Source organism: Ramlibacter cellulosilyticus (assembly GCF_014297465.1).
GTDB lineage: Bacteria > Pseudomonadota > Gammaproteobacteria > Burkholderiales > Burkholderiaceae_C > Ramlibacter > Ramlibacter cellulosilyticus.
Genome location: NZ_JACORT010000001.1, coordinates 129,083 through 152,506 on the forward strand (window position 1 = coordinate 129,083; position 23,424 = coordinate 152,506).

The following is a 23,424-nucleotide window of genomic DNA, read 5'->3' on the forward strand; positions in this document are numbered from 1 at the left end:
CGATGCGAAACCCTCTCGCCGCCCTGCGCTTCGTGCTCGGCCTCCTCTTCGGGCTCGCCGTCGGTGGCCTGGCCGGCGGCGCCTTGGTCGTCCACCGCCTGTGGCAGGAGTTGCCGCCCGTGGACCACCTCGCCGACTACGAACCCAAGCTGCCGCTGCGCATCCACGCGCGTGACGGCACCCTGCTCGCCGAGTTCGGCGAGGAGCGGCGCGAGGTCGTGCCGCTCGAGGCGATCCCGCCGCACCTGCGGCAGGCGCTGCTGGCCATCGAGGACAGTGCCTTCTACGAACACGAGGGCGTGGATTACCGCGGCATCGCGCGGGCCGCGTGGAGCAACATCGTGGCCGGCGGGCATGCGCAGGGCGGCAGCACGATCACCATGCAGGTCGCGCGCCTGTTCTTCCTGAGTTCCGAGAAGACCTATCGCCGCAAGATCCTGGAGGTGCTGCTCGCGTACAAGCTGGAGCAGGCCTACGACAAGGACAAGCTGCTCGAGCTGTACATGAACCAGGCCTACCTGGGCCAGCGCGCCTACGGCTTCGCGGCGGCCGCATCCGTCTACTTCGACAAGCCGCTCGCGGAGCTCACGCTCGCGGAGGGCGCCATGCTGGCGGGCCTGCCCAAGGCGCCCTCGGCGTACAACCCCGTCGTCAACCGCGAGCGCGCCGTGCAGCGCCAGCGGCACATCCTCTCGCGCATGCGCGCGCTCGGCTGGATCGGCCACGCCGCGTACCAGGAGGCGCGGGCCGAGCCGCTGGTGTTGCGCGGCGCGCCGGGCCCCGGCGAGTTCGCAGCCGGCCATCCCGTGGAGCAGGCACGCAAGATGATTGTGGAGCGCTTCGGCGACGAGGCGTACACGCGCGGCCTCGACGTGACGCTCTCCATCGACCTCGAGCAGCAGCGTGCCGCGATGGCAGCGCTGCGCGACGGCCTGCTGCGCGCGCAGGAGCAACGCGGCTGGGCCGGCCCCGAGGCCCGGCTGCCGCTTCCGCTGCCGACGCAGCGATCGGCCCTCCGGCGCGCCCTCGCGCCGCACGCCGACAGCGACACGCTCCGTGCCGCGGTGGTCCGGAGCGTGACGGCCGGGGGCATCGAGGCCGTGCTGCGCGACGGCACGGTGCTGACGCTGGCGCGCGCCGGGTTGCCGGCCACCGCGGCGGCGGCCGTGGGTCCCCGGGCCGACGCGCGCAAGCGGATCGACGCGGGCGCGGTGATCCGCGTGGAGCGCGAAGGCGCACGCTGGCGCTTGCGCCAGTTGCCCCGCATGGAGGGCGCGCTGGTGGCGCTCGATGCGTCCAGCGGCGAGGTCCTGGCCCTGGCGGGCGGCTTCGATGCGCGCCTCGGCCAGTACGACCATGCCGTGCAGGCACTGCGCCAGCCGGGGTCCACCTTCAAGCCCTTCGTCTATTCGGCGGCGCTGGAGCAGGGCTTCTTTCCCGGATCGCAGCTCGCCGACGTGCAGCGGGTGGTGACGCCGGCCGCGCGCGGGCGCAAGGCCTGGGTGCCGCAGAACTACGGCGGGCAGTACGACAGCATGACCACGGCGCGCCGCGCGCTCGTGCGCTCCAGGAACGTCGCGACGGTGAACCTGATGGAAGCGGTGGGGCCGGAGGAAGTGCAGTCCTTCGCGGCGCGCTTCGGCTTCGATCCGCAGCTGAATCCCGCGCAGCTCCCGCTGGCCCTGGGCTCCGGGTCCATCAGCCCGCTCGGCCTCGCGGCCGCCTACGCGGTCTTCGCCAATGGTGGCGAGCGCGTGGCCCCGCGCCTGGTGCTGCGCGTCGCCGAGCGCGACGGCCCGGTGCTCTACGAGGCCGGCGAGCCGCTGCGGCAACGCGCCATCCCGCGCCGCAATGCCTACGTGATGGACAGCCTGCTGCGCGACGTGGTGCGCGAAGGCACCGGCCGTGGCGCATCGGCGATCGGGCGCGAGGACGTGGCCGGCAAGACCGGCACCTCCAACGACGCGCGCGACGTCTGGTTCGCCGGCTACTCCTCGGGCCTGGCCACGGTGGCCTGGATGGGGTACGACCAGCCGCGCAGCCTGGGCCGCGCCACCGGCGGCACCCTGGCCTTGCCGGTGTGGACGCAGTTCATGAAGGCTGCGGTGGCGGGCCGCGAGGCCGTGCAGCGGCCGCTGCCCGAGGGCCTGGCGCTGTTCGCCGGTGACTTCATCTATCCGGAGTACCTGGGGCGCGGCTGCGTCGACGACGGCCATCCGCATGTCCGCGCCACGTTCGACTGCGTGGAACCGGCATGAGCTTCGTCGTCACCGAAGCCTGCGTCCGCTGCAAGTACACCGACTGCGTCGAGGTCTGCCCGATGCACTGCTTCCTCGAAGGCCCCGAGATGCTGGTGATCGACGCGGACGCGTGCATCGACTGTGCGATGTGCGTGCCGGAATGCCCGGTGGACGCGATCGTGCACGAGAGCGAGGCCACGCCGGCGCAGGCGGAAGTCGTCGCCCTCAACGCGCGGCTCGCGCGTGCGGCGGGCTGGCTGCCGATCACGCGCAAGAAGGTACTCGCTCCAGGCCCTACTTCAACGAGTAGCTCTTGAGGATCGTCGCCTGGTAGCTCCAGCGCTTGCTGTCGGCGGCGCGATGTTCCCTCTCCAGGCGCACGAAGCGCTTCACTTCGGGCACGTACCAGACCGTCGTGTACCAGTGGTCCGGGAAGACGCCGTCGCCGGCCTGCCAGAGGCGGCGGTCCTTCATTTCGACGCGCAGCGCCCGGAATGTTCCTGCGGGAACGCTCACCGTTTCCCACCCAACCACCTTGGCCCAGCGCTCGACCTTGTTGGTGGCCCGCCCCTGCGCCTGGTTGATGAAGTCGAATTGCCAGGTCTTGCCGGGCTGCAGCGGGAAACCGAGGAAGAAGTACGCAGGCTGGACCGGGTTGAACTCCGTGAGCGTGCGCGTGTCGACCGACACGCCCCGCTTGCGGGGTCTTTCCTCGTCGACCCGCTGGCTCTCGAACAGGATGACGGCCGTATCGCCCTGGACGTCGATCACCCGGGCGAGCTGGCGCGACAGCGGGCTGCCTTTCCAGAGATCCACGATCTCGTATTCCCAGGTGTCATCGACCTGCAATCGTGGTGCGGGAACTTCCACCGGCTCCTGCTGCTGCGCGCCCACGCCGGACGCGACGACCAGGGCGACTGCCAGGATCGCGGCTCGCATGCATGTGCGCATCGGGACCTCCTTGGTGGCCGCGGCTCTTCGCCGCCGTCGTCGCCGCGTTGTACATCCGCAGCCGTTCTGGCGGAAGTCGGCCAGAAGGAGGACTAGCGTCCCGACTTCCCCACGGCGCGCAGGATGTCGTCCAGCGGATTGCCGTCGCCGTTCGCATCCAGCATGCGGCCGAGCCCACCCAGCCCGCCGAGCCCCGAGCCGCCAGCGCTCCCCCCGCCGAGGATGCTCCCGAGCATTCCGCCCAGGCCGCCGCCGGCACTGCCGGCCGAGCCCTGGCCCTTGGCCATGAGTCCCGTGACCACCATCGCCAGCAGCGGCAGCATCTTCTTCAGCAACTCCGGGTCGAGCCCGCTCCTGCCCGCGGCGTCCTGGGCGACGGCGCGGCTGACGTCCTTCGAGCCAAAGATCTCCCCGAGCACGTCGTTGCCGGCGGAGACATCCGTGGGGCGCGGCGACAGCACCTGCTCCAGCAGGCCGCCCCCGCCCAGCGACGACAGCAGGTCGGACAGGCCGCCACCCCCTGCCTCCTGCGTGCGCTTCTGGAAGCCGCCCAGGACCGCGGGCGCGAGCGCTTCCGCGCCGGCGGAGGCCTGCTGCGGACTGATGCCCAGCTCGTTCGCGATGGAGGCCAGGCCGCCGGACTGCGCCAGCAACTCGCCGATGTTCATGGCAGCCTCCTCCTCAATCGAGCAGTTCGGCGGGCACCTTGCCGCCGTTGGCCGCGAGCTTCTGCATCAGGGCCTTGTGCAGCCACACGTTCATCTTCGCGGAATCGTTCATCAGCTCGGGCGGGCAGCGCAGCTCGGTCGCGAGCTCCTTGCGGGCCTGCACGCTGCTGTCGAGGTCCAGCAGCTTGAGCAGGTCGACGATGGAGGTGCGCCAATTGAGCTTCTGCGGGTTCGCGGCCGCCTTCTGTTCCAGCATCGCGGTGACGTCCACCGTCGGCGCGGGCGTTGCAGCCGCCGCCGCGGGGGCAGCGGCGGTGGGCGCCGGGCCTGCACCCGCCACGCTCGTCGGCGACCGGGCCGGCACGGGCGTGTTGAGCATCTCTTCCACCTTCTTGTTGCCCGCATCGAAGCCCAGCTTGTCGAGGATCTTCCCGAAGAAACTCATGTCCGCTCCTTTGTTGTCCGGTGGCGCGGTGCGCCACGGGAAGCCATCCTAGTGCCGGCGCTGCAGCGCGGGGTGACCGAACGTTGCGATGCTGGACCGTACGAATTTTTTTTCGATGCGCTGCATCCAGGCGCGCCGCGCCTCCGTTCTGGATCCAGGCACGCAATGGTGCGGGCCGACCCACCGGAGGATCCCCTCATGAAGCAAAGCACTTTCGCCGCCGCCTTCGCGCTGTCGTTCTTCGCTGCCGTCGCTGCCCAGGCGCAGCCGGTCATGCGCGACGGCGTGCTGGCCGACGCCGCCGGCCGCACGCTCTACACCTTCGACAAGGATGCCCCGGGCAAGAGCAACTGCACCGGCGGCTGCCTGGCCGCCTGGCCCGCGTACATCGCCAAGGCCGACGCCGCGGCCACGGGCGAGTTCGGCCTGATCGCCGACACGCGCCAATGGACCATGAACGGCAAGCCGCTCTACTACTACGGCGGCGACGCCAAGCCCGGCGACCGCAGCGGCGACGGGCAAGGTGGCGTGTGGCATGCGGTGACTTCCAGGCCGGTCGCCAACGCGCGACCCACGGCCAAGCCAGGTGGTCCCAATCCGGACTACTGAGCTCCCTCCCGGTGCTTCGCGCCCAGCGGACGTGTGGCCGGGCATGCCGCGAATCGGTATGCTCCGGCCCACTGCATGGGGGAGGGCCCCGCGATGGAAGACCGTGACGAGGTCGGCGAGTTGCTGGCGCGCATCGGCTTGCGCGATGCACAGGCGTTCGAAACGCTGTACCGGCGCGTCGCGGGCCGCCTGATGGCGGTGGCCCTGCGCGTGATGCAGGACCGCGCGGCGGCCGAAGACGTGCTGCAGGAAGTGTTCGCGGCGCTCTGGAACCGCGCCGACCGCGCCGCGCCCGGGCAGCACCGCACGCTGGCCTGGCTGTGCGTCGTGACCCGCCATCGCGCCATCGACCTGCTGCGCAAGCGTCGCCCCGAGGAGCCGCTGCACTGGCGCGGCGACGACGGCGAGGAGCGCGTGTACGACGTGCCGGCCGACGACGCCTCGCCCATCGACCAGTTGCTCGCGCTCGAAGGCGACGCGCAGCTGGCGCGCTGCATGGGCGAGCTGGAGCCCGAGCCCCGGCGAGCCCTGCTGCTGGCGTTCCACGACGGGCTGACGCACCCCGAGATCGCCGAGCGCATGGCGCGTCCCCTCGGGACCGTGAAAGCCTGGACGCGGCGCAGCCTGATGCGCCTGAAGGGCTGCATGGAGGCCGTGGCATGAACTGGTACCGCAACCCGTCGGCCATCGAGCAGCTGGCCGCGGCCTACGTGGCGGGCACGCTGCGGGGCCGGGCACGGCGCCGGTTCGAAGCGGCGATGCAGACGACGCCGGCACTGGTGGACGAAGTGAACGACTGGACGCGGCGCCTCGCGCCCTTGCACCGGGCCTTGCCGGAGCAGGCGCCGAGCGATGCGCTGTGGACGCGCATCGAGAAGGCGACCACGCGGCGCGACGCGCCGGCACCCAAGCCCTCGTGGTGGCGCCGGCTGCTGGCGCCCGCGCCCGCGGGTGCGCTGGCCGTCGGCTTGCTGGTGGGCTCGCTCGTGCCCGTTCTCTGGCAGGCGCAAGTGGGTTCGCGCCGCGACATGGAACTGCCGGACAGCTACGTCGGCGTGCTCGCCACCGCGCAGGGCCAGCCGGGACTGATCGTCTCCAGCCTGCGCCAGGGCCGCAAGGTCGACATCAAGCAGTTGACGCCCGTGCCCGTGCCGGCGGGGCGGACGCTGTATCTCTGGCGCATCGACAAGGCAGGGGCGGTCGCGCCGGTGGGGCCGCTGCCGCAAGGCAAGTTCACCCACGTCACGCTGGACGCGCCCGCGGAGCAGGTGTTCTTTCCGGCGGTGGAACTGGCGGTGAGCATCGAGGCAGCAGGCGCTCGGCCTGCGGCACCCAGTTCGCCGTTCGTGTACCGGGGGCTCTGCGGGAAGCTCTGGCGCTGAGGCTCCGGGCTTCTCAGGCCGTGCGCGTCACCGCTGCGCCGCGTGACCAGCGGCCCGCAACGCGCCGCAGCAGCATGTGCCCGCCTGCCGATGGAAGAGTGCGCGTCGCCGAAAAAGCAGGAAGGGACGAGCGCTCCTTCAGGCTGGAGCGAAGCTGAGCGATTGCCGGTCAGGCTTGCGGGACGAGCAGTTCGTCGTAGCCGCGACCCTTGAATTCCAGCAGGTCGAGGCCGTGGCCGAACGGGTCGGCCAGGCTGGCCATGCGCCCCCAGCGGCGGTCGGCGATCGGCCGCTCGAGCGTCGCGCCCAGCGCCACCAGCCGCTGCGCGACCTCGTCGATGCGTTCGACGACGAAGTCCAGGTGCACGGGCGTCCAGTGCCGCGCGTAGTCGCGCCGCTGGGGCCGCTCGGGCCCGAGGGGTGACGTGCCCGGTTCGTTCGCGAGGAGGTCGATGGGACTGGAGCCGCCGACCAGCTCCGCCCAGTCGTCATTCAGGCGCCGCGCGAGGTGCAGCCCGAGACCTTGCGTATAGAACGCGATCCCTCGCTCCAGGTCGGGAACGTCGATACAGATGCGGATGTCCATGACGGCTACCTCGAAGTGGGGAGCTGTAGGAGCGCTCTATCACTCGGGACGACGCACTACGGCGTGGGGGCGGCGTGCCTTCAGTACCATCGGCGGCAGAGGGGAACGCATGCGCAGATTGAAGCACGTCCTGAGGGTTGTTGGTCATTGGACATTGTGGCTGGCAGGTTCCCAGGCCTTGGCACTGTTCGTCTTCTGCAATGCTGCGTTCGCTTGGGCGGCGAGCCTCAGCCATGGCCCCATCTAGAATCATGCCGATGAACACTCCCGCCACCGCCCACCCGTGATCGCGCGCGTGATCGCCCGCTGCGTCACTGGCGTCCTGGCGTCGGCCATGTTCATGGCCTTCGCGGCGGCGCAGCCGCTGCCCGACGCCAGCACGGAACAGGCGCAGCAGGTGCCGTCGGAACTCGGTCGCGGCAAGGCCACCTGGTACGGCGCGAAGTTCCACGGGCGACGCACGTCGAGCGGCGAACGCTTCGACATGCACGCGTTCACCGCGGCGCACGAGACGCTTCCCTTCGGCACTCTGGTGCGCGTGCGCAATCCCGCGAACGGGCGCGAGGTGGTGGTGCGCATCAACGACCGCGCCCCGCGCCTGCGCGATCGCATCATCGACCTGAGCCGCGCCGCGGCCTCTGCCCTCGGGTTCGTGAAGGCCGGCCAGGCGCAGGTGGTGCTGGTCGAGCGCTGAGCCAGCGCGGAATTTCCCTTCCGCGCCCGGAACACACTTTCCCTGGCACGCGCGCGGCGCCGCACGCAAGATGCGTGCATTCGCGAGGGAGGTTGCCCATCGGCTAACCTTCGCGCCGGAGGGATCGATGGACAACAAGAAGAGCATGCGCCGTGCCCTGGTGGCGGCGTTTTTCGTCGGCCTGGGCGGCGCCGCCCAGGCGCTCCAGCTGACCGCGGTGTCGCCGCAGGGCGAGGTGGCGCAGGTGCGCCGGGTCGTCGCGAAGTTCGACGAGCCGGCCGTCAACTTCGGCGATGCCAGGGCGCCCGCGCCGCTGGCGCTTTCCTGCAGCGACGCGCAGGCCACCCGCGGCAGCGCGCGCTGGAACAGCGACCGCGAGTGGGTGCTGGAGTTCGACGCCGACCTGCCCCCGGGCATCACCTGCACCGTGCAGGCCCGTGCCGGCTTCCAGTCGCCGAAAGGTGCCGCGCTCGCGGCCGGCAGCTGGCGCTTCAGCACCGGCGGCCCCTTCGTGCAGCGCATCCTTCCTTCCGGCGGCACGATCGACGAGGAGCAGTTCTTCGTCCTTCGCCTGAACGGGCCGGCGACGACGGCCAGCCTCCAGCAGTACGTGACGTGCGCGGTCGAGGGCCTGGGCGAACGCGTCCCGGTGCGCCTGCTGCAGGGGCGCGAGCGCGAGGAGCTGCTGAAGGCCGCGCACCTGGACAAGGAGGCGGCGAAGGAGCCGCTGCGCTTCGCCACGCTGGCCTGCAACCGCACGCTGCCGCCCGATGCGCGCGTGCAGGTGGTCTACGGCAAGGGCGTGGCCACGCCCTCGGGCGTGCCGAACTCGGTGGAGCGCCGCTTCGGCTTCCGCGTGCGCCAGCCCTTCGCCGCCACCTTCAGCTGCGAGCGCGAGAACGCGCATGCCGCCTGCCTGCCGATCCGGCCGATGACGCTCGCGTTCAACGCGCCCGTGCCGCGCAAGCTGGCCGCGCAGGTCCGCCTGAGGTCGGACCAGGGCAGCATCGCGCCCACCTTCGACGCGAACGAGGGCGACGGCGACGCGGTGGTGAACGGCGTGACCTTCAAGCCGGTGTTCGCCGAGCGCACGCAGTTCCGCATCGAGCTGCCGCGCGACTTCAAGGATGCCTCCGGGCGCACCCTGCGCAACGCCGACAACTTTCCGCTCGCCGTCGCCACGGGTGCCATGCCGCCGCTGGCCAAGTTCGCCGCGGCGCCGTTCGGCATCGTCGAGCGCTACGCCGAACCGGACGGCGCGGCGCTGCTGCCGGTGACCCTGCGCAACGTGGAGGCCAGCTTGCGCACGCAGGCGCTCACGGCGGGCAAGGTCGGCGACCTCGCGCCCCGCACCGACGCCGAGATCGTGCGCTGGCTGCTGAAGGTGGCGCGCTACGAGAGCTTCTACGTGGACCGCGACGATGCCGCGCGCGACGTGAAGCAGCCGCTGCCGCGGCCGCTCGCGCCGCACGAAACCACGCGCGTGCAGGCCCGCATGCTGTCGCTGCTGGCGGGGGCGCCGGGCGTGCGCAGCCTCGACCTGCCGCGGCCGGCGGGCAACGAGCCGCGGCCCTTCGAGGTGGTCGGCATCCCGCTCGCGCCGGGCTTCCACGTCGTGGAGATCGCGTCGCCCGCGCTCGGCCAGTCGCTGCTGGACGCGCGCCACGGCCAGCCCCGCGCCATGTACGTCCGCACGACGGCCCTGGTGACCAACCTCGCCGTGCATTTCAAGCTGGGGCGCGAGAACGCCGTGGCCTGGGTGACCACGCTGGACAAGGGCGCAGTGGTGGCCGGCGCGAAGGTGCGCGTCTCCAGCTGCGACGGCAAGGAGCTCGCCACGGCCGTGACGGACGCGCAGGGGGTCGCCCGGTTGCAGGGCCTGGACCCGCGCGCGCCCTGGTGCGGCGGGGACGACGAGGACGGGCACCGCCGGGCCTATTTCGTCAGCGTGCGCGCCGGGGACGGCAAGGGCGGCGAGGAGCTGGCCTTCACCTTCAGCGACTGGCAGCGCGGCATCGAGCCCTGGCGCTTCAACGTGCCCACCAGCAGCGAGCCGCGGCCGGACCGCCGCTACCACACGGTGCTGGACCGCCCGCTGCTGCGCGCCGGCGAGACCGTGTCCATGAAGCACCTCGTGCGCACCGAGACGGGCCGGGGCTTCGGCGTTCCCGATCGGCTGCCCAGCGAACTCGTCGTGACGCACGTGGGCAGCGGCCAGCAGTTCACGCAGCCGCTGGCCTGGCGCAAGACGCCCACCGGCGGCGTGAGCGCGGAGAGCCAGTTCCAGGTGCCGCCCGCGGCGAAGCTCGGGGTGTACGAGGTCTCCATGCGCGGCAACCACGAAGCGGGCACCGGTGGCAGCTTCCGCGTCGAGGCGTTCCGCCTGCCGGTGCTGGAAGGCCGCATCGCGCCCGTGGACGCCAGGCCGCTGGTGAACGTGTCGTCCGTGCCGACGGCGGTGCAGGTGAACTACGTTTCCGGCGGCGGTGCGGCCAACCTGCCCGTGCGGGTGTCCGCGCTGGTGCGCGGCAAGGGCGTCAGCTTCTCCGACTACGAGGAGTTCAGCTTCCTGCCGCCGCGCGGCGACCGGCGTGCCGGCGGCGAGGGCGACGAGGATCCCGCGTCCGCCGACGACCAGCGCGTAGTGGCGGACAAGCTGCCGCTCACGCTGGACCGCAACGGCGCCGGCCGGCTGACGGTGCCGGAGCTGCCCACCTTGCGCCGACCGCAGGAGCTGGTGCTGGAGGCGAGCTATGCCGACCCCAACGGCGAGGTGCAGACGCTGCGGCACGTCACGAGCCTGTGGCCGGCAGCCGTCGTCGCGGGCCTGCGCACGGAGGGTTGGGTGTCTGCGGCGCAGAAGATCCGTTTCCAGGCGATCGCGCTGCATCTCGATGGCAAGCCGGCCGCCGACGTGCCGCTCGAGGTCAAGGCGGTCGCGCGCGTCACCACCACCAGCCGCAAGCGCATGGTGGGCGGCTTCTACACCTACGACAACAAGACGGAGCGCAAGGACCTGGGCACCGTGTGCAGCGGCAGGAGCGACGCGCGCGGCCTGCTGCTGTGCGAGACGAAGCTGGGCGAGGCCGGCGAAGTGGAGCTCGTCGCCACGGCGCGCGACGCGCAGGGCAACACGAGCGAGGCGGGCAGCTCGGTGTGGGTCACGCGGCAGGGCGAGCTGTGGTTCGGCGGCGCGGACCACGACCGCATCGACGTCCTGCCGGAGAAGCGCTCGTACCAGCCCGGCGAGACGGCGCGCCTGCAGGTGCGCATGCCGTTCCGCTTCGCCACGGCGCTCGTCGCCGTCGAACGCGAAGGCATCCTCGCGACGCAGGTCGTGAACCTCCGCGGCGACGACCCGACCGTGACCGTGAAGGTGGAGGAGGGCTGGGGCCCGAACGTTTACGTGAGCGTGCTCGCCCTGCGGGGACGCCTGCGCGAGGTGCCCTGGTACAGCTTCTTCACCTGGGGCTTACGGGCGCCGCGCGAATGGTGGACCGCCTTCTGGTTCGAGGGCCGCGAGTACGTCGCGCCGACCGCGCTGGTGGACCTGTCGAAGCCCGCCTACCGGCTCGGCATGGCGGAACTGCGCGTCGGCACCCGGGCGCACGAACTCGCGGTGGACGTGAAGGCGGACCGCGACAGCTACCCGGTGCGCGGGCAGGCGCGCGTCACGATCCAGGTGAAGCGGCCCGATGGCCAGCCCGCGGCGAATGCGGAAGTGGCGCTCGCCGCCGTCGACCAGGCGCTGCTGGAGCTGATGCCCAACGAGAGCTGGAAGCTGCTCGATGCGATGCTGCAGCGCCGCCCCTGGAGCGTGGAGACCTCGACGGCGCAGATGGAGATCATCGGCCGCCGGCACTACGGCCGCAAGGCCGTGCCCGCCGGCGGTGGCGGCGGCAAGGGCGCGCAGCGCGAACTGCTCGACACGCTGCTGCTGTGGAACCCCAAGGTGCTGCTCGATGCCCGGGGACAGGCCGTGGTGACCGTGCCGCTCAACGACGCGCTCACCACCTTCCGCATCGTCGCGGTCGCGGACCACGGCACGGGGCTGTTCGGCACGGGCCAGACGACGATCCGAGCGACGCAGGACCTGCAGATCATCAGCGGGCTGCCGCCGCTGGTGCGCGAGGACGACCAGTTCCGCGCCCAGCTCACGCTGCGCAACACCACGGCGAAGGCGATGAAGGTGGAAGTCGCCCCGCGCGCGACGCTGCTCGCGCTGCAGCCGCAGGTGGTGGACATCCCGGCCGGCGAGGCGCGCGAGGTCGCATGGACGGTGACGGCGCCCGCGTCCCTGGCGCAGGCGCGGCCCGAGGCGATCCTGTGGGAGATCGATGCGCGCGACACGCTCTCCGGCGCCCGCGACGGGCTCAAGGCGCGCCAGCGCATCGTGCCCGCCGTGCCGGTGACGGTGCAGCAGGCCACGCTGGTGCAGCTGGAGGCGCCGTACACGCTGGAGGTTGCCCCTCCTGCGGACGCGCTGCCCGCCACCGGCGGCAAGCGCGGCGGCATCCGCCTCGCGCTGCAGCCGCGCCTGGCCGAGGGCCTGCCCGGCATACGCGACTGGTTCGCGGCCTATCCCTTCGTGTGCCTGGAACAGAAGGCGAGCAAGTCGGTCGGCCTGCGCGACGCGAAGATGTGGCAGGCCGTCGTGGCGACGCTGCCCACGTACCTCGACGCCGACGGCCTGGCCAGCTACTTCCCGCCGCGCGACGGCGAGGCGAACCGCGGCAGCGATGCGCTCACGGCGTACCTGCTCGCGGCGACGCACGAGGCCTCCTCGATCGCGCCCGGCTTCGCCTTGCCGGACGACGTGCGCGCGCCGATGGAGCGCGGCCTCGTCGCCTTCGTCGAGGGCCGCATCCAGCGCGACTTCTGGTCGCCGCGCAAGGACCTGGACGTGCGCAAGCTGGCCGCGCTGGAAGCGCTCTCCCGCTACGGCAAGGCGCAGGGCCGCATGCTCGCCAGCATCACCATCGCGCCGAACCAGTGGCCGACGCACGCGGTGATCGACTGGCTGGCCATCCTCAAGCGCGTGAACGACGTGCCGCAGCGCGAGCAGCGCATCGCCGAAGCGAACCAGGTGCTGCGCGCGCGGCTCTCCTTCCAGGGAACGAAGCTCGTGTTCAGCACCGAGCGGGACGACTACTGGTGGTGGCTGATGGCCAATGGCGACGTGAACACGGCGCGCCTGATCCTCGCCGTGATCGACGACCCGGCCTGGATGGACGACATGGGCCGCCTGGCTTCGGGCTTCATCGCGCGCCAGCAGCGCGGCGCGTGGCACACGACCACCGCGAACCTGTGGGGCGGCCTCGCGCTGGAGAAGTTCTCGCGCAAGTTCGAAGCCACGCCGGTGGCGGGCGCGACGCGCGCCACGCTGGCCGGAGGCAGTGCTGCCGTGGACTGGGCGAAAGTGGAGCGGATGCAGCCGATGCTCCTGCCGTGGCCGGCGGGCGGCACGGCGGCGACGCTGGATGTCGCGCACCAGGGCAGCGGCAAGCCCTGGCTCACGGTGCAGTCGCTGGCCGCCATCGACCTGAAGGCGCCGTACGCTGCCGGCTTCCAGGTGAAGAAGACCATCACGCCCGTGGAGCAGGCGGTGGCCGGCCGCACCAGCCGCGGCGACGTCCTGCGCGTGTCGCTCGAAGTGGTGTCCGCCACCGACATGACCTGGGTGGTCGTCACCGATCCCATCCCCGGCGGCGCCACGCTGCTGGGCAGCGGCCTGGGCCGCGATTCGCAGATCGCCACCAGCGGCCAGAAGGCGGCGAGCGGCGCGTGGCCTGCGTTCGAGGAACGCAGCTTCGAGTCGTACCGCGCGTACTTCGAGTACGTGCCCAAGGGCACGTTCAGGATGGAATACACGGTGCGGCTGAACAACGTGGGCGAGTTCGCGCTGCCGCCCACGCGCGCCGAGGCGATGTACGCGCCCGAGATGTACGGCGAGCTGCCGAATGCGCGCCTGAAGGTGGAGGCAGGGCGGTGATGCGCGCGATGGCTGCCGCGGTGCTGATCGCCTGGGCCGGCGCCGCCGCGGCCGTGCCGGCCTTGGACGAAGTGCGTGCGGCGTACCAACCTTCGGACGCGCTGGTGCTCGATCGCCACGGCGAGCTGCTGCAGCGCGTGCGCGACGACTCCACGGTGCGGCGCGGGCAGTGGACCTCGCTCGCGGACGTGTCGCCGGCGCTGCGCACGGCGCTCGTGCTGTCGGAGGACAAGCGCTTCTACGAACACAGCGGCGTCGACTGGCGCGCCGTCCCCGCCGCGGCGTGGGGCAGCCTGTGGAACAAGCGCACGCGCGGCGCGTCCACCATCACCATGCAGCTCGCCGGCCTGCTCGACGAGGACTGGCGGGCCGGCCCCGGCGGGCGCACCGTGACGCAGAAGCTGGGGCAGGCGTGGAGCGCGCAGTCGCTGGAGCGCAGCTGGCGCAAGGACCAGATCCTGGAGGCGTACCTCAACCTCGTGCCTTTCCGCGGCGAGGTGGTGGGCATCGACGCGCTCTCCCGCACCTTGTTCGGCAAGGCCAGCCAGGGACTCGACGCGCGCGAGGCGGCCGTGGCGGCGGCCCTGGTGCGCTCTCCCAATGCGGCGGCCTCGCAGGTGACGCGCCGCGCCTGCGGCGTGCTCAAGCTGGCCGAGCCGGGCACCGGCTGCGAAGGGCTGGACATGGTGGTGGACGCCTCGCTGCAGCGCAAGGCGTATGCGGCGAACGAGGGCATCGCGCCGCACCTGGCGCGCCTGGCCGTGCGGCAGGCGAAGGGGCAGGCGCGGGTCGTCACGACCCTGCGCGCGGACGTGCAGCGCGTGGCGGTGCAAAGCCTGCAGCAGCAACTGCGCGAGCTGAGACAGCGCAACGTGGAAGACGGCGCGGTGGTGGTGCTGGACAACGCCACCGGCGAAGTGCTCGCCTGGGTAGGCTCCTCCGGCGAGTTGAGCCAGGCGGCGGAAGTGGACGGCGTGACGGCGCAGCGCCAGCCCGGCTCCACGCTGAAGCCCTTCCTGTACGCGCAGGCGATCGCGGAACGGCGGATCACGGCGGCGTCGCTGCTCGACGACTCGCCGGCGCACATCCCGACGGCGGCCGGCCTCTATATCCCGCAGAACTACGACCACGACTTCAAGGGCTGGGTCAGCGTGCGCACGGCGCTCGGCGCGTCGCTCAACGTGCCGGCCGTGCGCACGCTGGTGATGGTGGGGCCGCAGGCCTTCCACCGGCAGCTGCGCGCGGCGGGCCTGCCCCTGAAGGAGAGCGGCGACTACTACGGCTACAGCCTGGCGCTCGGCAGCGCCGAGGTCCCACTGCTGTCGCTGGCCAATGCGTACCGCACGCTGGCCAACGGCGGCCGCTTCGGCGAGACGCGCTGGCTGCCGCGGCGTGCGGGCGAACCGGCGACGCCGGGCCGCGTCGCGATCGACCCCCAGGCCGCGTTCATCGTCGCGGACATCCTGGCCGACCCGAACGCGCGCTCGCGCACCTTCGGCACCGACAGCCTGCTCGCCACGCGCTTCTGGACGGCCGTGAAGACCGGCACCAGCAAGGACATGCGGGACAACTGGGCGATCGGGTTCTCCGAGCGCTACACCGTTGGCGTGTGGGTCGGCAACGCCGGCGGCGCGCCCATGCACGACGTGAGTGGCATCAGCGGCGCCGCGCCCGTGTGGGCCGCCGTGATGCGGTACCTGCACGCCAGCGAGCGCTCGCGCGCGCCGCGGCCGCCGTCGGGGCTCGTGCAGCAGGCGGTGCGCTACCCGGACCGGCTGGAGGCTGCGCGTACGGAATGGTTCCTGCCGGGGACGCAGCAGGCTGCCTTCGCCATCGATCGCGAAGGCAGCAGCGATGCGCCGCTGGCCGGGCGCATCGTGTCCCCCGTGGGCGGCACGATCATCGCGCTCGACCCGGACATCCCGCCGCTGCGCCAGCGCGTGACGCTGCGCGCCGAAGGCGGCGCCCACCTGCGCTGGCGCGTGGATGGCCGCGAGTTCGCGCGCGGCGCCAGCGCGAGCTGGCAGCCCTGGCCGGGGCGCCACGTGCTGCAACTGGCCGATGCGAGCGGCCGGGTGCTCGACGAGGTGCGGATCGAGGTGCGCGGGGCGGGGGTGAAGGCGGGACGGCGCTGAGCGCCGCGCATCAGCCTACGCGCGCCCGCCCGGTGCCATGAGCTTTGCGTTCACGGGGAGACATGCCGCCTCTTCGTCGGAGAAGATGGCCAGCAACCAGAAGGTCGCGTCGCCGCCGGCCGGTGGGCTGGCTGCGCCGCTCGCAGGATTCGCCACTTTCGCCTTGATGTCCGAGGGGAGGGTCGAGGAGAGCAACTCTTCTCGCGCGAACGCCCGCACCGGGTACTTGGAGTCGCCCACGGCGTAGATCAGGACCAGGTCCGTCGTCTTGTAGTGCTCGACCGCTTCCCAGTAGGCGCGAATCAGCTTGTCGTCGACCAATGCTCTCGCACGGGTCTCGAGGTCAGGATGGCTCATTTCGGGATTCTGCCGTGGGCAGGGGAGTGATTGTCGGATGGCCGTTATGGGGAAGAGCCATCACGCTGCTACTGCGGGTAGATCCTTTCAGGTCAGCCTCGGTGAATGACCGCTTCAGACTGGGGGCCGTCGGTCGGCTTGGGCCTCCTCGATGACGGCGGCCGCCGATAGCTGACATTGGTCGACGTACGCGGAGACAGATTGCGTGTGGCATCTGGGAGATCAAGACCGGTCTCGACGTGGGCGGATTCACCGGCTGGAACAGCAACAAGGACGAGATTGGAAGGGGTTTGCCGCGCGTGGTCCCGCCGAACATGCGCAACTTTCCACCCAACACGAAATGGCCCGAATGGCGCCAGCGCCTGGTGAACGCCGGAGTCAAGGACCCGTCATGGGGACCGACGCCGTCCTACTGCCCGATCGGAAACAGCACGGAGCTTCCGGGCTGAGACCCCTACCGGAACTCCCCGCACTTCTTCCCCTCCTCCGTCGTCTTCCGCACCTTCGCATTGCCGCACACGGCCCGCGCCTGTGCCACGCAGGCCGCCGCTGCCTGGTCCTGCTCCTGCCTGTTCTGCATCCGCAGCCCGGGAATGACGAAGGGCCGGAATGTCCTGCCGCATTCGCCGCTGAGCGCCGGGTCGCCGTTGCTGCGCGCGAGCTCCGTCACGACGTCCCACGCGCGGTAGGCAACATCGAAGGGCGGCGCAGGTGGCGCCTGCTGTGCTTGCGCAGCGAGCGCCAGCAGCGCGAACAGGGTCGTGGCGCTGGCGCGCGGGAAGTTCATGCATGGATCAGGGCGTCGCACGTAACGCAGTCTAGGACAATGCCGCCATGCCTCGCCGCCCCGTCAACATCCACTCCGCCTACCACGCGCACGTCTACTTCGACGCCGACACGGTCCCACAGGCACGTGCGCTGTGCGAAGAGGCCGGACGCCTGTTCCACGTGGCGGTGGGCCGCGTGCACGAGAAGCTGGTGGGGCCGCATCCGCGCTGGAGCTGCCAGCTCGCTTTCTCCGCGGCGGAGTTCGACCGCATCGTGCCGTGGCTGGATGCGCATCGCGGCGGGCTCGACGTCTTCGTGCACGGCCTGAGCGGCGACGCGCTGCGCGACCACACCGACTACGCCTACTGGCTCGGCAACGAGTGGCCGCTCGACCTGCGGCAGTTCCAGGAGCGCGCGTCGTGATCGTCGACCTCGTCGACGGCACCTACGAGCTGTTCCGCCACTTCCACGGCCTGCGCCGCTTCACGAAAGGCCAGGACCGTCCCTTCGGCGCGGTGGCGGGCGTGCTGAACGGCATCCTGCAGATCATCGAGAACCGTGCGACGCACGTCGCGGTCGCGACCGATCACGTCATCGAGTCCTTCCGCAACGAACTCTGGCCCGGGTACAAGACCGGCGAAGGCATCGAGCCCGCGCTGTGGGCGCAGTTCCATCCGCTGGAGGAGGGGCTGGCGGCGATGGGCGTGGTCACCTGGCCGATGACGGAGCTCGAGGCCGACGATGCGCTCGCCAGCGGGGCGCGGCTCGCGGAAGCGGATCCTCGCGTGCAGAAGGTGCTGATCTGGACGCCCGACAAGGATCTCGCGCAATGCGTGCGCGGCGACCGCGTGGTGCAGGTGCACCGCAGGGCCGACAAGATCTTCACCGCCGCCGACGTGCGCGCGAAGTTCGGCGTGGAGCCCGCGCTGATCCCCGACTACCTCGCGCTGGTCGGCGACGCGGCCGACGGCTACCCCGGCATTTCCGGCATCGGCGCCGTCGGAGCGGCGCGGCTGTTGAACCAGCACGGCCCCATCGAGTCCTTCCCCGCCAGCGTACTGGGCGCGCAGAGGGAGGCGGCGCTCCTGTTCAAGCGCCTCGCGACGCTGCGCACGGACGCGGACCTGTTCTCCGACGTCGAATCCCTGCGCTGGCAGGGCCCCACCGCCGCCTTCGCTGCATGGGCCGAGGGCATAGGCGCGCCGCAGCTGGTCGAGCGCGCCACGCGCGCCGCCATTGCACGTAAAGTCGGCGCATGAACGACACCTTGCTCTGGTTGCTGAGTGCCGCGCTCATCGTCGCGGGGCTCGCGGGCATCGTCCTGCCCGCCTTGCCGGGAACGATCCTCGTCCTGGCGGGCATCGTGCTCGGCGCGTGGATCGACGACTTCACCCGCGTGGGCGCTTTCGCCGTCGGCACCGTGACGGTGCTGGCCATCCTGGCCTGGCTGATGGACTACGTCGCCGGCATCCTGGGCGCGAAGCGCGCCGGCGCGAGCCGCCAGGCCCTCATCGGGGCCGCCATCGGCACCGTCGCCGGCATCTTCATGGGGCTCGTCGGCGTGCTGTTCATGCCGCTGGTGGGCGCCGCGGTGGGCGAATACATGGCGCGGCGCGAACATGGCCAGGCCGTGCGCGTCGGCATCGCCACCTGGCTGGGGCTGATGGCCGGCATGCTTGCGAAATTCGTCCTCGCCTTCATGATGATCGGCATCTTCGTCGTCGCGCTCATCTTCTGAGCGCGGGAGGAGCCGCCATGAGGCATTCGCGCGTGGTCGTCACCCGCTTCGGCGGGCCCGAGGTCCTGCAGGTCGTCGAGGAAGAGGTTCCCGAGCCCGGCGCGGGCGAAGTGCGGGTGCGCGTGCTGGCCGCGGGCGTTTCGCTGCCGGACGTCATGATGCGCGAGGGCATCCATCCGGAGCACCACCAGCCGCCTTTCACGCCCGGATGGGACCTGGTGGGCGTGGTCGACGGGCTCGGCGCCGGCGTCACGGGCTTCGCGCCAGGCCAGGTGGTTGCGGCCGTGCCCATCATCGGTGCGTACGCGGAGTACGTGTGCCTGCCGCAAGCTGAACTCGTGGACGTGCCACCAGGGCTGGACGCCGCCGAGGCCGTGAGCCTCGGCCTCAACTACGTCACGGCCTGGCAGATGCTGCATCGCGCTGCGCGCGTGCAGCCGGGGCAGCGCATCCTCGTCCACGGCGCCTCGGGCGGCGTGGGCAGCGCACTGCTGCAGCTGGGGCGGCTCGCTGGTGCCACGATGTACGGCACCTGCTCGGCGCATGCGGCGGAAGTTGTCAGAGGCGAAGGTGCGACGCCCATCGATTACGCGCAGCAGGACTTCGTGCAGGAGATGCGCAAGCTGCCCGGCGGCGGCGTGGACGTGGTCTTCGACAGCGTGGGCGGCGCGCACATCTGGCGTTCGCGCCGGGCGCTGCGCCGCGGCGGCAAGGTCGTTGCATTCGGGCTCACGGGTTCGCTGCGCGGCGGGCGTGTCGCGGGCGGCAAGCCGCACCGGCTGCGCGGGCTCGCCATGTTCGGCCTGTCCCTCGCCGCGAGCCGGCTGCTCCCCGGCAACAGGCATGTCGTCCCCTACAGCATCCAGTGGATGAAGCGGCACCACCCGGACTGGTTCGCCGCCGACCTGCGTGCGCTCCTCGAGCTGCTGCGCGAGGGGCGCATCCGCCCGATCGTGGCGCAGCGTTTTGCCATCACCGAGGCGCGGCAGGCGCAGGAGCTGCTCGGGCGGGGCCGCGTGGTCGGGAAGATCGTGCTGGTGGGGCGTCCTGCGCCCAGCAAGACCGGAGACGAGACGCAGCGGACGTAGGGTGTGCAGCTTTGCTGCGCACCATTGGAGCGCCGACAGTGCGCAGCGAAGCTGCACACCCTACCTTTCGCCAGGGAAGCTCATCCCCTGGCGGCGGCGTCGTCCCGCAGCCGGACGTGCACGCGAGCAGCCGTCCGACGCGAACTTGCACGACAGTCGACGTTGCCCGGCTCGCCCATGCGTCAGGATGCGATCCATCGGCCTGCCACGCAGGCCTCAGCATTCAGGAGCATTCCATGTTCGGCAAGAAGGACAACTCTTCCATCAAGACCCTCATCGCGCACGGCACGCGCATCGACGGCGACATGAAGTTCGAGGACGGGCTGCGGGTCGACGGCGAGGTCTACGGCATGATCCAGGCCGGTTCCGAGCGTGGCAGCCTGCTGGTGATCTCGGAAGGCGCGGTGGTGGAGGGCGGCGTGAAGGCCGACCACATCATCATCAACGGCACGGTGAAGGGGCCGGTGGAAGCCGTCGAGGTGCTCGAGCTGCAGGCGAAGGCGCGCATCGAAGGGGACGTCCAGTACCGGGCCCTGGAGATGCACCAGGGCGCCACCATCCTCGGCCAGCTGCGCCCCATGGCCACCGCCGCGGACGTGCAGGACGACAAGCCCCTGTTCAGGCTCGCCGCCAAGCGCGCCTGACCGGGCGCGTCACCACCGCCGCCGCTGGAAGGCTTCGCGCGAGGTCATCCCGAAGCCTTCCTGGCGCAGCAGTTCGCGTTCGATGTAGCGGCTCAGCTGCGAGCGCAGCTCCGGCACCGCCTCGCCGTCCCGGTACACCTGCGGAAACTTGTACGAGAGCCACGCGTAGAGGCTCACGTCCTTGCTCAGGAACTCGGCTTCCTCCAGGAAGCCGGGCAGCCCTTCCTGCAGCCAGCCGGCGGCGCGGGGCAGGGGCAGCGTGCGGCCCTTCACGAAGGCAAGCAGGCAGGTCTCGAAGAAGGCGAGCTCCTGTTCGCGGTCGTGCGCGATGGGCGCGCAGCTGAAGGTGAACTTGTCCGCGAGCGACAGCCTGCCCGCCATGCGGTCGACCACGCGCGCCAGGCCGATCTGGTCTTCCAGCCCCGCGGTCTCGAACAGCGAGCCCTTCGCGGCGATCCGCGTGGCGAAGTAGGAGAGGATGGGCGCGACCTGCTGGGTGCCCAGGAGCTGGGCCAGCGATTCCACGTGCCACGGGCTGGGCGCGATCGCAAGCGCGGACCGCATCTTCGGCTGCGGCTCGGCGAGCATGCGGCGCACGTGCGGCAGGTCTTCGCGGTCCAGCGTCGTCACGCGGCCCTCGTCGTGCATTCCGAAGCGCCCCGCGCGGCCGGCGATCTGCTGCACCTCGGATGCGTTCAGCGGGCGCGTCTCCACGCCGTCGAACTTGTGCACGGTGGAGAACACGACGCGGCGCACGGGCAGGTTCAGGCCCATGCCGATGGCATCGGTGGCCACCACGATGTCCGCCTCGCCACTGGCGAAGCGCTCGGACTCCGTGCGCCGGACTTCAGGGGCGAGGGCGCCGTAGATCGTGGCGACCGACAGCCCTTGCGAGCGGTAGCGGGCGCTGAGCGTCAGCACGTCCTTGCGCGAGAAGGCGATCACCGCGTCGCCCGGCTGCAGGCCGGCCTCGCCGCGCGTGCGCCCGCGGCGCGATCCCACGGGCATGTCTTCCATCACGAGCGGGGTCTTGCGTTCGAGGTGCACCGTCTCGTGCTTCTCGCCGATGGCTTCCAGCACTTCCACGCAGCGCCTGTGCACCGTGTCCGCGCCGCACACGTACACGTCGCGTGCGGGCGCCCCGACGAGGGCCGAGGTCCAGGCCCAGCCGCGCCCCGGGTCCTGCAGCATCTGGATCTCGTCGATCACGGCGACATCGACCTCCTGCTCCGGGTTCATCATCTCCACGGTGCAGGCGGTATGGCGCGCGCCTTCCATGCGGTCGTGCTCCTCGCCCGTGAGCAGGTTGCAGGGAATGCCCTGGGCCACGAGCCGGTCGCGGATCTCCATGGCCAGCAGCCGCAGCGGCGCGAGATAGAGGCCGCTGGACGCCTTCTTCAGCGCCTCGAGTGCCTCGTGCGTCTTGCCCGAGTTGGTGGGCCCGAGCCGGAAATGGACGGTGCGCTGCAGCGAGCGCGCGAGCGGGAAGGCCTGCGGATAGTCCTTCAGCCGCACGAGTTCCTGCGCGCGCTCTTCCTCGATGCGCCGCAGCAGCTGGCTCACCGAAGCGACCAGCGTGGTCTTGAGGTCGTCGCCCAGGTCCCGCTGGCGCAGGCCCCTGGCGAGGGCGGATCGCAGGCCCGCGAGCAGCTCCTGCCGCTGCCCTTGCGAGAGCGCATTGCCGTATTCCGCCACCAGGTCTGCCACCGCATCGGAAATGGCCTTGCCGATGCCGGCGAGCTTTTCCGGCGCGAAGAACGCACCGACGCGCGCGGACAGGTTGCCCACCTCGCCGGGATTCTTCGGAGCGGGCACGCCGCCCTGCAGCGCGACGACTGCCGTCCACGTATGTACGTCTTCGGGCGACACGGCGAAGGCCACGGGCACCGACGCCTGCTTCGTGAAGACGAGGAAGCCGTCTTCCTCCTCGCGCACGTCGCAACCGTGTTCTGCCCGGACCGCGGCGAGGGCGGTCGCCAGGCGACGGCGCGCCTGGATCTTCGCGACGCTGCGCGCGCGGGCGGACCGCTGCTCCGGCGGCAGCGTCTCGAGGTCGGCGGCGCGCCAGTGCGCGACCTGGTCCTCGGGAATGGCCTGCAGCACCGCGGGGTCGAACAGCATCTGCACGCTCTCCTGGCCCGCCTTGCGCGAGGTCCGGCACAGGGCGACCGGCACGCGCTGCAGCGCCGTCCATTCGTCGAGCTCCGCCTTCGTCACGTACAGCAGTTCGCGCGCCTCGTCGTAGCCGACGAGGGTGCGCTCCCATTGGTGCTGCGCCAGCTTGCGCTCGCGCGCCTGGCGTTCCCGCTCCAGCTGGTGGGCCGCCAGCGCTTCGTGCACCGCCGGCGAGAGATCGAAGATCCTGCGCAGCGCCGTCGGCGTGGGGTGCGTTCCGTGCACGTCCTGGAAATCGCCCAGCAGCGGGCCGGATTGCAGCTGGTCGAAGCTCGCGGGCTCGAAGCGGTCCGGGCCGACGTCCTCGGCCAGCAACCAGGCCTGCAGCGACGCCGCAGCCTGCGCGAGCCGTGCTTCTTCCGCCGCGCGCTGCTGGGCCAGGCGCAGTTCCTTGCGTTCTTCCTTGCCCGGAACCGGCGCATCGCCTTGCACTTGCCGCAGGCGCTCGGCACGCTCTTCCGGCCGCCACAGCCGGGGCTGGACGATGTCGCCGCGGGCCAGCGCGGCGGCCAGCTGCTCGCCGGCGCTGCCAAGCTCTTCCAGCAGTTCCTCCGGACGCGCAGCCTCCGTCCACGCGGCCAGCGCATGCAGGAGCTTCAGGCACGCAGCGACGAGGGGCTCGCCGCCCTGGCGCACGAACGCCGCGCCGAACCCTGCATCGGCCACGGACGCGGCGATGCGCGCTTCCAGCTCAGGTAGCGGCGGCGTGCGCCAGAGCCCGCGGAGGCTGGATCGCAGCTTGGGAGAGACGTCGCCCGAATGCGCCACGGCACGGGCGAGGAACGCGACCTGCTCGTACACCACCCAGTTCGGATGGGCGAGAGGCAGCTCGGAGGCGAGGGAGGCGGGTCGTTCGTCAGGGAAAGTGAGGGACATCGATTCTTCTGGGACCTACCGAACTGCGTCCGGCAGCGCGATTTTCAAGCATGGCGGCGCATGCGCCCTATGATCC

The 23,424-nt window shown here is 71.3% G+C and carries 20 protein-coding genes; 13 read left to right on the forward strand and 7 right to left on the reverse strand.

Annotated features, from left to right (window positions below):
• The first annotated feature begins 2 nt into the window (after nucleotides 1-2).
• The gene (locus H8N03_RS00670; RefSeq protein ID WP_255428004.1) at nucleotides 3-2,258 is read left to right on the forward strand and encodes a penicillin-binding protein 1A; all 2,256 of its coding nucleotides are present in this window, start codon (nucleotides 3-5) and stop codon (nucleotides 2,256-2,258) included.
• Complete coding sequence (locus tag H8N03_RS00675; RefSeq protein WP_187074195.1) at nucleotides 2,255-2,557, forward strand: 4Fe-4S dicluster domain-containing protein; 303 nt, start codon at nucleotides 2,255-2,257, stop codon at nucleotides 2,555-2,557. The genes H8N03_RS00670 and H8N03_RS00675 overlap by 4 nt, the downstream gene beginning before the upstream one ends.
• Here H8N03_RS00675 and H8N03_RS00680 read toward each other — a convergent pair.
• From H8N03_RS00680 to H8N03_RS00690, 3 genes are all read right to left on the reverse strand, one after another.
• Complete coding sequence (locus tag H8N03_RS00680; protein ID WP_187074196.1) at nucleotides 2,535-3,179, reverse strand: DUF3108 domain-containing protein; 645 nt, start codon at nucleotides 3,177-3,179, stop codon at nucleotides 2,535-2,537. The genes H8N03_RS00675 and H8N03_RS00680 overlap by 23 nt on opposite strands.
• A gap of 104 nt (nucleotides 3,180-3,283) precedes the next feature.
• The gene (locus H8N03_RS00685) at nucleotides 3,284-3,859 is read right to left on the reverse strand and encodes a DUF937 domain-containing protein (protein WP_187074197.1); all 576 of its coding nucleotides are present in this window, start codon (nucleotides 3,857-3,859) and stop codon (nucleotides 3,284-3,286) included.
• A gap of 13 nt (nucleotides 3,860-3,872) precedes the next feature.
• Nucleotides 3,873-4,304, reverse strand: coding sequence for a DUF3597 domain-containing protein (locus tag H8N03_RS00690; RefSeq protein WP_187074198.1), 432 nt, complete (start codon nucleotides 4,302-4,304; stop codon nucleotides 3,873-3,875).
• A gap of 198 nt (nucleotides 4,305-4,502) precedes the next feature.
• Between H8N03_RS00690 and H8N03_RS00695 the strand changes: the two genes are divergently transcribed.
• The 3 genes from H8N03_RS00695 (at nucleotide 4,503) to H8N03_RS00705 (ending at nucleotide 6,295) form a co-directional block, all read left to right on the forward strand.
• Entirely contained in the window at nucleotides 4,503-4,913 is a 411-nt protein-coding gene (locus H8N03_RS00695) for a COG4315 family predicted lipoprotein (RefSeq protein ID WP_187074199.1), read from the forward strand.
• A 93-nt stretch (nucleotides 4,914-5,006) separates the two neighbouring features.
• Complete coding sequence (locus H8N03_RS00700) at nucleotides 5,007-5,576, forward strand: sigma-70 family RNA polymerase sigma factor (protein WP_187074200.1); 570 nt, start codon at nucleotides 5,007-5,009, stop codon at nucleotides 5,574-5,576.
• Complete coding sequence (locus H8N03_RS00705) at nucleotides 5,573-6,295, forward strand: anti-sigma factor (protein ID WP_187074201.1); 723 nt, start codon at nucleotides 5,573-5,575, stop codon at nucleotides 6,293-6,295. The genes H8N03_RS00700 and H8N03_RS00705 overlap by 4 nt, the downstream gene beginning before the upstream one ends.
• Nucleotides 6,296-6,464: 169 nt before the next feature.
• On the opposite strand, the gene H8N03_RS00710 is transcribed toward H8N03_RS00705, so the two are convergent.
• Entirely contained in the window at nucleotides 6,465-6,881 is a 417-nt protein-coding gene (locus tag H8N03_RS00710; protein ID WP_187074202.1) for a VOC family protein, read from the reverse strand.
• A 283-nt stretch (nucleotides 6,882-7,164) separates the two neighbouring features.
• Here H8N03_RS00710 and H8N03_RS26570 point away from each other — a divergent pair, with 283 nt between their 5' ends.
• The 3 genes from H8N03_RS26570 to pbpC all read left to right on the forward strand — a co-directional run bounded on the left by H8N03_RS26570 (nucleotide 7,165) and on the right by pbpC (nucleotide 15,702).
• Entirely contained in the window at nucleotides 7,165-7,575 is a 411-nt protein-coding gene (locus H8N03_RS26570; RefSeq protein WP_354005055.1) for a septal ring lytic transglycosylase RlpA family protein, read from the forward strand.
• A 127-nt stretch (nucleotides 7,576-7,702) separates the two neighbouring features.
• Entirely contained in the window at nucleotides 7,703-13,567 is a 5,865-nt protein-coding gene (locus H8N03_RS00720) for an alpha-2-macroglobulin family protein (RefSeq protein WP_435531645.1), read from the forward strand.
• The gene (gene pbpC, locus H8N03_RS00725) at nucleotides 13,567-15,702 is read left to right on the forward strand and encodes a penicillin-binding protein 1C (RefSeq protein ID WP_187074203.1); all 2,136 of its coding nucleotides are present in this window, start codon (nucleotides 13,567-13,569) and stop codon (nucleotides 15,700-15,702) included. The genes H8N03_RS00720 and pbpC overlap by 1 nt, the downstream gene beginning before the upstream one ends.
• Nucleotides 15,703-15,717: 15 nt before the next feature.
• Here the strand turns inward: pbpC and H8N03_RS00730 are convergent, their stop codons facing one another.
• Nucleotides 15,718-16,059: a hypothetical protein gene (locus tag H8N03_RS00730; RefSeq protein ID WP_187074204.1), complete on the reverse strand. Its 342-nt coding sequence runs from the start codon at nucleotides 16,057-16,059 to the stop codon at nucleotides 15,718-15,720.
• A gap of 454 nt (nucleotides 16,060-16,513) precedes the next feature.
• Complete coding sequence (locus H8N03_RS00735; RefSeq protein ID WP_187074205.1) at nucleotides 16,514-16,846, reverse strand: hypothetical protein; 333 nt, start codon at nucleotides 16,844-16,846, stop codon at nucleotides 16,514-16,516.
• 47 nt (nucleotides 16,847-16,893) lie between these two features.
• Between H8N03_RS00735 and H8N03_RS00740 the strand changes: the two genes are divergently transcribed.
• From H8N03_RS00740 to H8N03_RS00760, 5 genes are all read left to right on the forward strand, one after another.
• Nucleotides 16,894-17,250 (forward strand): DOPA 4,5-dioxygenase family protein, encoded by a 357-nt coding sequence (locus tag H8N03_RS00740; protein ID WP_187074206.1) that lies wholly within the window; start codon nucleotides 16,894-16,896, stop codon nucleotides 17,248-17,250.
• Nucleotides 17,247-18,086 (forward strand): 5'-3' exonuclease, encoded by an 840-nt coding sequence (locus H8N03_RS00745; RefSeq protein WP_187074207.1) that lies wholly within the window; start codon nucleotides 17,247-17,249, stop codon nucleotides 18,084-18,086. Before H8N03_RS00740 ends, H8N03_RS00745 begins: the two co-directional genes overlap by 4 nt.
• Nucleotides 18,083-18,565, forward strand: coding sequence for a DUF456 domain-containing protein (locus tag H8N03_RS00750; protein WP_187074208.1), 483 nt, complete (start codon nucleotides 18,083-18,085; stop codon nucleotides 18,563-18,565). The genes H8N03_RS00745 and H8N03_RS00750 overlap by 4 nt, the downstream gene beginning before the upstream one ends.
• 17 nt (nucleotides 18,566-18,582) lie before the next feature.
• Nucleotides 18,583-19,653 (forward strand): medium chain dehydrogenase/reductase family protein, encoded by a 1,071-nt coding sequence (locus H8N03_RS00755; RefSeq protein WP_187074209.1) that lies wholly within the window; start codon nucleotides 18,583-18,585, stop codon nucleotides 19,651-19,653.
• 236 nt (nucleotides 19,654-19,889) lie between these two features.
• A complete protein-coding gene (locus H8N03_RS00760; RefSeq protein WP_187074210.1) occupies nucleotides 19,890-20,297 on the forward strand; it encodes a bactofilin family protein in 408 nt (135 codons plus the stop codon).
• Between the two features lie 9 nt (nucleotides 20,298-20,306).
• On the opposite strand, the gene H8N03_RS26115 is transcribed toward H8N03_RS00760, so the two are convergent.
• Entirely contained in the window at nucleotides 20,307-23,348 is a 3,042-nt protein-coding gene (locus H8N03_RS26115) for a helicase-related protein (protein WP_255428005.1), read from the reverse strand.
• Nucleotides 23,349-23,424: the final 76 nt, after the last annotated feature.